Origin of the sequence: Oscillochloris sp. ZM17-4 (genome assembly GCF_019599295.1) — a bacterium.
In the GTDB taxonomy this organism is placed as follows: domain Bacteria; phylum Chloroflexota; class Chloroflexia; order Chloroflexales; family Chloroflexaceae; genus Oscillochloris.
Genome location: NZ_JAIEWN010000043.1, coordinates 38,660 through 49,316, shown reverse-complemented (window position 1 = coordinate 49,316; position 10,657 = coordinate 38,660). Strand labels below are relative to the sequence as shown.

Genomic DNA, 10,657 nt, shown 5'->3' with positions numbered 1-10,657 from the left:
GTCTTAGCGCGAATACGCCTTGGGGTAACCTATGAGCGTAGGTGCCTCAGCTGGCGACTGACGTCGCAGCGCGGAGCCTCCGGCCACCCGCCCACCTCTGCGGGCGGTTCCGGCGTCGGCGCAGGCCGACGCCCGGCGCGCGGCGCCGCTCCGGCGCGACTTCCGTCGCCAGCCGGTGGGGCTTGACCCAGCGCGTATTCGCGCTAACAAAATCTTTGGGGGTGGCGAAGCCACCCCCAAACCCCCGCATGGCAGCGACTTTGCAGAAGCCCTGTACACACAAGCGCCCGCCTGGAGTTCCAGGCGGGCGCTTGTACGAAGCAGAGGTCGCCGCTTGCGCGGCATGGGCGGGGAGGTGATAGGAGGTAGCCTCGCTGTTCAGCGAGGCCTTGTCTTAGGAAGAGGTGAAGACCCTACATACTCGCTACGTCGGTGCGTATCTGCGGTCGTGAGCAGCGACACGCAATCGCACCTAGACTCAACAGCTGACACCCCTCTGCTTCTCACACATGAGTAAGTATACCGTTCTGGTGGGTGGTTAAGTGAAAAGAGCTATGCACTGTTGGTTGTCATCTGTCTACGCAGCGTGGGGAGCTCTCACGTTCCCGGGTTGCGTGGCGATGATAAACTATGGTAGGGGCACCATAGGAGACACACGTTATGCCACGCCTCACCCACCGCCGCAGCCTGTCTGCGAACGCGCTCTATCCGCTACCGGTACGACGCCCTACCCATCTGCTGACACATCTGCTGAAGGCGGTCATCTATGCGCTGATCATCCTGAGTATCAGCTCGACACTGATCGCTCGCTACCGCATTGAGCAGACGAGCATGGAGCCAAACTTTTACCCCGGGCAGCGCGTGCTCGTCAGCCAAGCCGGGCGCACGCTCGGCGGCTGGATCAGCGGGTCCGCGTATGCGGCTGACCCCGGCGCTACGGCCGCCGCCGGGCTCCAGCGCGGCCAGATCGTCGTCTTCTACGAGACTGATGATCAGCGCGTGCCGCCGCTGATCAAGCGCCTGATCGGCCTCCCCGGCGACCAGGTGGCGATCCGCGACGGCGGCGTGTTTATCAATGATTCGCGCCTCCCTGAGCCGTACCTCGTTGGCACCACCGAGTGCTCCCTCTACTGTAACGTCACCCTCGGCGCGAACGAGTATTTCTTCATGGGCGATAACCGGCCGGTGAGCCAGGATTCTCGGCAGTTTGGGCCGGTCTTAGGCGATCATGTGGTCGGCCGGGTGGTGCTACGGTTCTGGCCCATCGACCAGCTATCGCTGTTCCTCTAGCGCATGTGCGTGGTGCCGCTAGCGCTCGCTCACCCATATCTCGGTCTTTCCATCCACCTGCGTTGAAAATGGTTATCAGGTTTATTGGGTGGGCGTCAGGGTTTCATCATCCCTCCGCCAAATGCCTGACAGCGCCACGATACACGCGACGTTCACGCTCACCGCCGTTCGGCCTGGCGCCTATCTGCGGTAGAGATTGCAGGAAACTATTTACAAATGCTCTGTCGTAAATCGTAGTTTGACGTATTATAATGGGGTAGGACTAGTTATCTATTGACAAGATAGGCGGAGTATATTAATATACCTTTACCTTTCGTGCGAAGAGGGGCGGTTCCACAGCCGCAATGAAGTTACAAGCGTATAGGCTTACATGTTCTCGGCTCGTTTACGGTTGTGTCAGGGTATGTGCCGCTACCACATCTCACCCTAGCCCGTAACCTGATACCAGACTGACACTTGCAGAGATCTGAGACCTATGCTAGACTTCCGGTATCCCAACCCATATGCCACTGTGGCACAGAGAGACACCAGGAACGTGTTGCGGGCTCAGGCCACGCATTCCTCTGCTACAGGGACAAGAGTGAGGTGGACTGCTCCATGATTGAGCTTAACCGCAACCAACCGCCGTCGCAGCTGCGAACGGATCTGCAATCACTTCAACGCCGTGCCGCACACCGTCGGGATCGTCACAGACATAGCTTCCAGCCACTCGCAGATCTGAACAGTGCTGTCGTCTCTGCGTTTCGCTCCCCCGGAACTCGTCTCGCGAAGCTCCCGGCTCGCTTTTTGCTCCACACAGTCGTTATTCTGACTGTACCCCTTGCGCTTCTCCTCAGCCGGCTTCCAGTGAGCACTATGGCGCCCACTGAGGTAGCGGTTGTCTCCCCCCAGGACGCGCTTGTCGGCATTGGCCCGATAAGTCTGGACTCCACAAGCGCACTCATGCAGGTCGGCGACCCGCCCCTGGATGATACTGAGGCGCTGCCTGTGCCGCTCTCGCTGAGCTCGCGGAGCGCCCTGCTCGCGCCGCTGATCGTCCCGGCGACGATCTCTGGCGATGTGGTGAAGCTGCGCAATGGCCCCGGCATGGCCTATGACGATGTCAGCCGGATCAACGGCGGCACCTCCATCCAGGTGCTCGGGCGCCACGAGGAGTGGCTCCAGATCCGACAGGCCGACGACCCGACGACCTACTGGGTCGCCACTGAGCTGGTCGATATCCCCGAGGCCGTGATCTACGCCCTGAACGCCGTCCCCGATGAGCAGATCCCGCCCCCGCCCCCGCCAAAGGTAGGCGTGGTGGTTGAGGAAGGCCTCAACCTGCGCGACGGCCCCGGCACGAACTACATGAGCATGGCCCGTATGGGCAATGGCCAGGAGCTCACGCTCGTCGAGCAGTTCCAGGGCTGGTTCCTGGTTGAGTACGGCGACCAGTACGGCTGGGTGACGCAAGACTTCCTGACGATTGTTGATGGCGTGGTCAATCGGGTGCCCGTCGCCCAGGAGATCCCCGACCCGAACCCGCCGCTGGTTGGTGCCGTGCTTGAGAACTCGGTCAATATGCGCAAGGGACCCGGCTCCGCCTACGAGCGGGTCGGATCGGTGAACGCTGGCTCCCAGGTGGCGCTCCTGGCAAAGTACAAAGACTGGGTGAAGGTCCAGCTTGATAATGGCACCAAGGCCTGGATCTTCTCTGACCTGGTGAAGATATCGCCGATGGCCATCCGCCGCGTGCCGACAACCACGAACTTCCCGGCACTGCCGAGCCGCGTCTCGACCATCCGCGGGTCCAGCGGGCCAGTGAACGTCGCGGCCAGCGGCGATGTCGCCAGCTATGCGGTGCAGTTTATCGGCTCCCGCTACCGCTGGGGCGGCAGCGGCCCGGGCGGCTTCGACTGCAGCGGCCTGACGAGCTATGTCTACCGGCAGTATGGCGTGGGCCTGCCCCACAGCGCCGCCGGCCAGTTCAGCACCCGCTACGGCGCGATGATCGGCAATATGGGCAGCCTCGCCCCAGGCGACCTGGTCTTCTTCGCCAACACCGGCGGCCACCGCGGCATCTCGCACGTCGCCATCTACATCGGCGGCGGCCAGATCGTCCACGCGATGACCCCGAGCTACGGCGTGCAGGTCTCCGGCGTCTGGAGCAGCTACTGGCAGAACCACTTTGTGGGCGCCATCAGGCCCTATCGCTAGATCACTGAGGCACTGAGGGCGAAGTGGGGCGGCGCAGGCTTGGTCAAGCCTGCGCCGCCCTTTTTGTGCGCCGCCCTTGCAGCAATGGCTCATTACGAGTAGAATCGGCTGTCCCGCCTGTGGCGCGGGAGATTGTTCAATCTAGCCTATAGCGATGGGCAAATCGATTGAGCCCGAGCGAGCAAGGCGCGAGTAGATGACGCGCTAGGTTCAGTGCCTCAGTGACTCAGTCATTCCGCTCAGTGCTTTAAGAAGGATGAGGGTCTGATGAAAGGACTGGTACTCAGCGGAGGGAAGGGCACGCGCCTCCGCCCGATCACCTATACGAGCGCCAAGCAGCTTGTGCCGGTGGCGAATAAGCCGGTGCTCTTCCGCGTGATCGAGGCGATCCGCGACGCCGGCATCACGGATATTGGAATCGTGATCGGCGACACCGGCGATGAGATCCGCGCCGCCGTGGGCAACGGCAAGCGCTGGGGCGTCCAGATCACCTACATCCCGCAGGACGCGCCGGCCGGGCTGGCCCACGCTGTCAAGATCAGCCGCGACTTCCTGGGCGACGACCGCTTCGTGATGTTCCTCGGCGATAACTGCATCCAGGGCGGCATCAGCCCGCTGATCCAGCAGTTTGGACAGAGCGCCCATAACGCCCAGATTGTGCTCAAGCAGGTGGCCGACCCGCGCTCCTTCGGGGTGGCCGAGCTCGATGACAACGGCCGGATCGAGCGCCTTGTGGAGAAGCCCCGCGAGCCGCGCAGCGACCTGGCCCTGGTCGGGATCTATATGTTCGACCACCATATCTGGGACGCGGTCGGCGCGATCAGCCCCTCGCCCCGCGGCGAGCTGGAGATCACCGACGCGATCCAGTGGCTAGTCAGCAACGGGCACGCCGTCTACCCCTACATCCACGAGGGCTGGTGGATCGACACTGGCAAGAAGGACGACCTGCTGGAGGCGAACCGGCTGATCCTGGAGGAGATGACGCCCTCCGTCCAGGGCTATGTCGACCGCGACTCGCAGCTGATCGGCAAGGTGATCGTCGAGGCGGGGGCCGAGATTATCAACAGCACCATCCGCGGGCCGGCGATCATCGGTGAGAAGACCCGCATCCTGAACTCCTACGTCGGCCCCTTCACCTCGATCTACCACGACTGCCTGATCGAGGACAGCGAGATCGAGCACAGCATCATGCTGGAGCATAGCACGGTGCGCGGGCTGCCGAGCCGCCTGGAGGATAGCCTGATCGGGCGGAACGTCGAGGTGGCCCGCAGCCCGCTCAAGCCGAAGGCCTACCGCCTGATGCTCGGCGATAACAGCAGCGTCGGGGTGCTGTGAGGCGGGCGTTTGGAACGCGAAGGGCGCGAAGGCGGGCGGAGGACACGAACGCGAAGGGCGCGAAGGCGTGGAGCACCTGATCCGCTAAGCAAGCCTTAAGCGGCGCGTTAGGACTCTGTAACATCTGGCGGCTAGAGTGACTCGTAGCGAGAGCCAGCGGGTCAAGTATAGCCAAGAGGTGCGCCGTGACCAAGATCCGATCGTCTGAGATAACGCCCGAGCATATCTACCTGTCGCGGCGCGCGTTTATGGCCGGGGCGGGCACGCTGGCCGCCGGCGGGACAGGGGACAGGGGACAGGGGACAGGGGACAGGGGGGGAGCCTTCTGTCCCCTCTTTATTGTGCGTGAGGCGATGGCGCCCGGCAGAATCAGAGAGGCCTGCGTCTCCGCAGACCTCTCTGACACCTTATGGCGGACCCGACGGGATTTGAACCCGCGCTCTCGGCCTTGACAGGGCCGCATGTTAACCGCTACACCACGGGTCCAGGCACTTGGTGACCCCAGCGGGATTCGAACCCGCGATCTTCACCTTGAGAGGGTGACGTCCTAGGCCGCTAGACGATGGGGCCGCCCTAACGACCTGGGGGAGTATATCATACCTTTCTCGAACGTGCAAATCGCCAAGTGCTGGCCCATCGCCGGATTGGCCCTGCGCGACGCGGGCAGGCACACGGGCCTGCCTTATTTCCGCGCTGTGATGCTGTGCAAGGCGCAGTGCGAGTGATTGACAGCTGTACGCATATCGGCTACTATGAGGCGGTACAAAATATTTTGCACAAGAATAGTTTAAGCCTCATCGAGAACATGGTGCGCCCGGCCAGCTGCGGCTCGCCCTATCAGCGGAGGATGGCGCGATGTCCACCCTACAACATCGGTCTGCGTACGTGACCACCATCAGCGATGTGGTGCGGCAGATCACCTGGCAGAGCCATAAGCAGCTGCTGAAGACGCTCAGCCGCCCCGACATTGGACTGACCATGCCGCAGATGGTGACGCTCTTCGCCATCCGCGACGCGCAGACCTGCCGGATGAGCGAGCTGGCCGATGTCACGCAGCAGTCCGCCGGCACCCTGACCGGGATCGTGGACCGGCTGATCGACGACAATCTGGTCGGCCGCGTGCGCGACATCGATGACCGCAGGGTGGTGCAGGTGACGCTGACCTCCGCCGGCGAGGAGCGCGTGTCGCGAGTCGAGCAGGCGCGCCACGAGGACATGGATCGCATGCTGCAGCACTTCGACCTCAGCCAGCTCGGCGACCTAGAGTGCCTGCTGCGCCTGCTGCTCACGGGCCTCCACGAGATGCTCAGCGGCGAGGAGCCGGCGGAGGACGCGCCGCACCATCCGATGATCACGCCCCTGCGCCCGGTCTAAGCGATGCGCGTTCTGATCACGGGATCCAGCGGCCAGATCGGTACAAACCTGGCCCTCCGGCTGCTTGCGGAGGGCCATCGTGTGTTCGGCGTGGACCGGCGGACGAACCCGTGGACGGACGCATTCCCCACCCTGCTCCAGGATCTCGCCGCGCCGCAGCGCGAGTTCAGCGGCGGCATCGGCGGCGCCCCCTACCCGGCCTGCGATATCGTGGTCCACCTCGCGGCCAACGCCAAGGTCCACGAGCTGGTCGAGCATCCCCACCGCGCCCTGGAGAATATCACCCTCACCTTCAATGTGCTGGAGTACTGCCGGGCCAACGGCCTGCCGATCATCTTCTCGTCATCGCGCGAGGTCTACGGCGACATCCACCGCTACATGACCGACGAGGGCAGCGCGGACTTCAGCTATACCGAGAGCCCGTACTCGGCCTCGAAGATCGCGGGCGAGGCGCTGGTCTACTCGTACGCGCGCTGCTACGGCGTCCCCTATATCGTCTTCCGCTTCTCGAACGTCTATGGGCGCTACGACAACGACATCGAGCGCATGGAGCGGGTGATCCCGCTCTTCATCCGCCGGATCTCCCGCGGCGAGCCGGTGACGGTCTACGGGCACGAGAAGGTGCTCGACTTCACCTATGTGGACGACTGCGTGGACGGGATCGTGCGCGGGGTGCAGCGGCTCCTCACCGGCGAGGTGCAGAGCCGGACGATCAACCTGGCCTGCGGCGAGGGCAACAGCCTGGTGCGCATGGCCGAGCTGATCGGCGAGGCCCTCGGCGTGAGGCCCGAGATCATCGTGGAGCCGGCCAAGCGCGTCGGCGAGGTGAGCTACTATGTGGCCGATATCTCGCTGGCCCGCGAGCTGCTCGGCTTCGCGCCGCAGGTCGGCCTGGCCGAGGGCATCCGCCGCGCCGTGGCCTGGTCGCGCGCCGATGGGGGCGGCACATGACACAGAAGGAGAAGCAGCCCAGGGGCGCCGCGCGGCAGCGCGCCAGCACCGCCGCCCAGGTGATGCGCCTCTTCCAGGCCTCGTCGAGCCTGGTGGCGGTGCTCGACCCGGAGGAGCTGTTCGCGACCCTGGTCAGCCGCGCGGTCGAGGCGCTGCCCGCCGTGCAGGCCGGGGCGCTCTGGATCTATGATGCGAAGGGCGGCCGGCTGCGGGCCGGCGCCGCCATCGGCCTGCCGATCAGCGCCGCCACCCAGCAGGCCCTGCTCGGCCTCTCGCTGCGCCCGCGCCGCCTGGTCTGCGCCTGCATCCCCATGCGCGTCGGCGCCGAGATTATCGGCGTGCTTGAGCTCTTCACCTTAGGCGACCCGGCGACCGCCAAGGCGGGCAGGCCGATCACCCAGGGCGACCTGTCGGTGCTGCAGACCTTCGCCAACCTGGCGGCGTCGGCGATCAAGAACGCCCACCTCTACGACGGGGCCCAGCGCAGCGAGCGACGCCTGAAGGCCTTCGACGCGGTGGTGACCGCGATCAGCACCGCGGCCGACCTGACCGACCTGGTGCGCAGCATCCTCGATGTGGTGCTCGGCCTGGTCCCCGGCGCCACCGGCGCCCTGCTCCTGCTCGACCCGGCCCACGACCGGCTGGAGCTCGGGGCGCAGCAGGGGCTCTCGCCGGCCTGCGCCGAGGCCCTGGCCCGCGTGCCGGTGATGGGCTCGCCCTGCGAGGAGGTTGTCCACTTCGGCCAGCCCATGCTGCGCCCGCTGATCGAGGAGCGCGGCGAGGGCGCCTTCCTGGCCGAGGGCCTGGCCGGCTGCGCCTACTTCCCGCTGCTCGCCGGCGGCACCGTCGCCGGCGTCCTGGCGCTCTACGGCGACGCGAGCCTGCCCGCGCGGGCCGACCGCGAGATGCTCCTGCCGATCTGCAACCAGGTCGGCTTCGCCGTGGCCAACGTGCGCCTCTACGCCGACAGCACCAGCGAGCGCCGCAAGCTGAACACGGTCGTCACCTCGATCGCCGAGGGCGTGCTGCTCTGCGACGCGCGCGGACGCCTGACCCTGGCCAACGAGGCCGCCCTGACCCTGCTGCGCCTCGACTCGCTGCCCTTCGAGCAGCGCCTCTCCGAGATGCCCGACTTCTACCGGATGCGCGACCTGGACGGCCAGCGGCTCACCCTCGACCAGCTGCCCTTCGCCCGCGCCCTGGCCGGCGAGATCTTCCAGGACTACCGGCTCATCCTGAGCGGCTCCAGCGGCGACGAGACGGTGATGAGCTTCAGCGGCGCGCCCGCCCGCGCCGACGACGGCATGATCGAGGGGGCGGTGGTGGTCTTCCGCGATGTGACGGCCAACCAGAAGCTTGAGCGGGCCAAGGACGAGTTCCTGGCCGTGGCCGCCCACGAGCTGCGCAGCCCCCTCGCCGCCGTGCGCAACTACGCCGACCTGCTGCTGCGCCGCGAGCAGCAGCGCAGCCAGGCCGACTCGCGCGATGTGCGCGGCCTGACCATCCTGACCCAGCAGGTCTCGCATATGCTGCGCATGGTGGACAACCTGCTCGATGTGTCGCGCATCGACGCGGGCCAGCTCGACCTGCAGATCCAGCCGGTGAACCTGGTGGCGCTGGCCGCCCAGGTGATCGACCAGCAGCGTCCCGCGGCCGGCGCGCGCGACCTGGTGCTGGAGAGCGCCGACGATGAGCTGATCGTACACTGCGACTCGCTGCGCATCCACCAGGTGCTGACGAACCTGATCGGCAACGCGATCAAGTACAGCCCGGAGTCGGGCCGGGTGACGGTGCGGCTGCGGCTGGCGGCGGGCGATGATCGGCGCCAGCTGGGCGATCAGCTGCTAGGCGATGATCTGGCGATCATCTCCATCACCGATGAGGGCAGCGGGATCTCGCCCGAGCAGCAGGCAAAGCTCTTCCAGCGCTTCTACCGCGCCCGCAGCCACCGCGCCGAGGGCCTGGGCCTGGGGCTCTACCTGAGCCGCCAGTTTGTGCAGATGCACCGCGGCGCGATCTGGGTGGAGAGTGTCGAGGGTTCGGGCAGCGCCTTCTCGTTCGCGCTGCCGATGACGACGATGGCGTAGGGCCGAAGCATTGTGGGCAGCCGCGAAGCGGCTGCCCACAATGCTTCGGCCCTACGCGTGGAATGGAGATGATTATGCACTACAAAGAGTATGTCCAACGCCTGCCCGCCTACTCCTCGTCGAAGCCGGCCGGTGCCTCGCCGCCCGATCTGGTGAATCTCGCCGCGAACGAGAACCCGCTCGGCCCCTCGCCCCTGGCCGTGGCGGCGATCATGGATGCCGCCACCGGGGTGCACCGCTACCCTGACATGGGCGCAATGGCGCTGCGTCAGGCCCTGGCCGAGCGGGTCGGCCTGGAGCTCGGGAACGTCATCTGTGCGAACGGATCCGACGAGCTGATCATGCTGATCTGCCTGGGGCTGCTGCGCGAGGGCGACAACGTGGTGCTGTCCGCCGGCACCTTCATCAGCTACCTGGTGCGCACGATGGAGATGGGTGCCATCCCGGTATTCGTGCCCCAGCGCGACTACGCCCACGACCTGCAGGCCATGGCCGAGGCGATCACCGAGCGGACGCGGGTGGTCTTCGTGTGCAACCCGAATAACCCGACCGGCACCACCAACGGCGCGGCCGAGGTGCGGGCCTTCATCGAGCGGGTGCCCGAGGATGTGCTGATCGTGGTGGACGAGGCCTATGTGGAGTTCGTTGATCGCGCGGACTACCCCGACCTGCTGGCCGACCTGCGCGGCGGCCGGCCGAACCTGGTGCTGCTGCGCACCTTCGCCAAGATCTACGGGCTGGCCGGGCTGCGCCTGGGCTACGCCTACGGCTCTGAGAAGCTGATCAGCTACCTGGATCGGGTGCGATCGCCCTTTAATGTGAACCTGCTGGCCCAGGTCGCCGGCGTCGCCGCCCTGGCCGACGAGGATCACCTCCGACGCTCGCGCGCCCACACCACCGCCAGCCGCGCCTTCTACATGGCCGAGCTGGCCGCCCTGGGCCTGTCGCCGATCGCCGGCGAGACGAACTTTGTGGCCGTACACGTGGGCGACGACGCGATGGTGGCGGGCGCGCTGCGCGGGCGCGGCTTCGCCGTGTCGCCCCTGGCCGTCTGGGGCCTGCCCGGCATGATCCGCATCTCCTTCGGCACCGATGAGCAGAACCGCGGGCTGATAGCTGCGCTGCGCGACGTGCTATGATGACGGGGGGCGGAGCGGGACAAGCCCGCTCCGCCCTCTCCCAGAATACTAGCTATGCCTGGAGCATTCTGCCCTCACTGCGGCGCGCGGCTCGCCGAGCTGCGGAGGTTCTGCCCCGAGTGCGGCGCGGCCCTGGCCGCGCCCGCGCCCGCGCCCACGAATCGCCGCCTGATCTGGGCCATCCTCGGCGGCGGCGGCTGCCTCGGCGCGCTGATGCTGCTGGCCTGCGCCGGCCTGCTGCTGCTCACGCTGGGCGGCGGCATGGCGGGCGCGCCCGCTCCCCCG

At 66.1% G+C, this 10,657-nt stretch carries 8 protein-coding genes and 2 tRNA genes; 8 read left to right on the top strand and 2 right to left on the bottom strand.

Annotated features, from left to right (window positions below):
- Window positions 1-660 precede the first annotated feature (660 nt).
- The 3 genes from lepB to K2Z83_RS22660 all read left to right on the top strand — a co-directional run bounded on the left by lepB (window position 661) and on the right by K2Z83_RS22660 (window position 4,821).
- A complete protein-coding gene (gene lepB / locus K2Z83_RS22670) occupies window positions 661-1,290 on the top strand; it encodes a signal peptidase I (RefSeq protein WP_220597450.1) in 630 nt (209 codons plus the stop codon).
- Window positions 1,291-1,887: 597 nt separating this feature from the next.
- Window positions 1,888-3,486, top strand: a complete 1,599-nt coding sequence (locus K2Z83_RS22665; RefSeq protein ID WP_220597449.1) for an SH3 domain-containing protein — start codon at window positions 1,888-1,890, stop codon at window positions 3,484-3,486.
- A gap of 267 nt (window positions 3,487-3,753) precedes the next feature.
- Window positions 3,754-4,821, top strand: coding sequence for a glucose-1-phosphate thymidylyltransferase (locus tag K2Z83_RS22660; protein ID WP_220597448.1), 1,068 nt, complete (start codon window positions 3,754-3,756; stop codon window positions 4,819-4,821).
- 410 nt (window positions 4,822-5,231) lie between these two features.
- On the opposite strand, the gene K2Z83_RS22655 is transcribed toward K2Z83_RS22660, so the two are convergent.
- Window positions 5,232-5,307, bottom strand: a tRNA-Asp gene (locus K2Z83_RS22655).
- Window positions 5,308-5,314: 7 nt separating this feature from the next.
- A tRNA-Glu gene (locus K2Z83_RS22650) sits at window positions 5,315-5,391 on the bottom strand.
- Between the two features lie 285 nt (window positions 5,392-5,676).
- Here K2Z83_RS22650 and K2Z83_RS22645 point away from each other — a divergent pair.
- From K2Z83_RS22645 to K2Z83_RS22625, 5 genes are all read left to right on the top strand, one after another.
- The gene (locus tag K2Z83_RS22645; RefSeq protein WP_220597447.1) at window positions 5,677-6,195 is read left to right on the top strand and encodes a MarR family winged helix-turn-helix transcriptional regulator; all 519 of its coding nucleotides are present in this window, start codon (window positions 5,677-5,679) and stop codon (window positions 6,193-6,195) included.
- Between the two features lie 3 nt (window positions 6,196-6,198).
- Window positions 6,199-7,146, top strand: coding sequence for an NAD(P)-dependent oxidoreductase (locus K2Z83_RS22640; RefSeq protein ID WP_220597446.1), 948 nt, complete (start codon window positions 6,199-6,201; stop codon window positions 7,144-7,146).
- Complete coding sequence (locus K2Z83_RS22635) at window positions 7,143-9,233, top strand: ATP-binding protein (RefSeq protein WP_220597445.1); 2,091 nt, start codon at window positions 7,143-7,145, stop codon at window positions 9,231-9,233. The genes K2Z83_RS22640 and K2Z83_RS22635 overlap by 4 nt, the downstream gene beginning before the upstream one ends.
- A 74-nt stretch (window positions 9,234-9,307) precedes the next feature.
- On the top strand, window positions 9,308-10,372 hold the full coding sequence (hisC, locus tag K2Z83_RS22630; protein ID WP_220597444.1) for a histidinol-phosphate transaminase: 1,065 nt from the start codon (window positions 9,308-9,310) through the stop codon (window positions 10,370-10,372).
- Between the two features lie 54 nt (window positions 10,373-10,426).
- The coding region (locus tag K2Z83_RS22625; RefSeq protein ID WP_220597443.1) for a zinc-ribbon domain-containing protein at window positions 10,427-10,657 on the top strand (231 nt) is incomplete at its 3' end.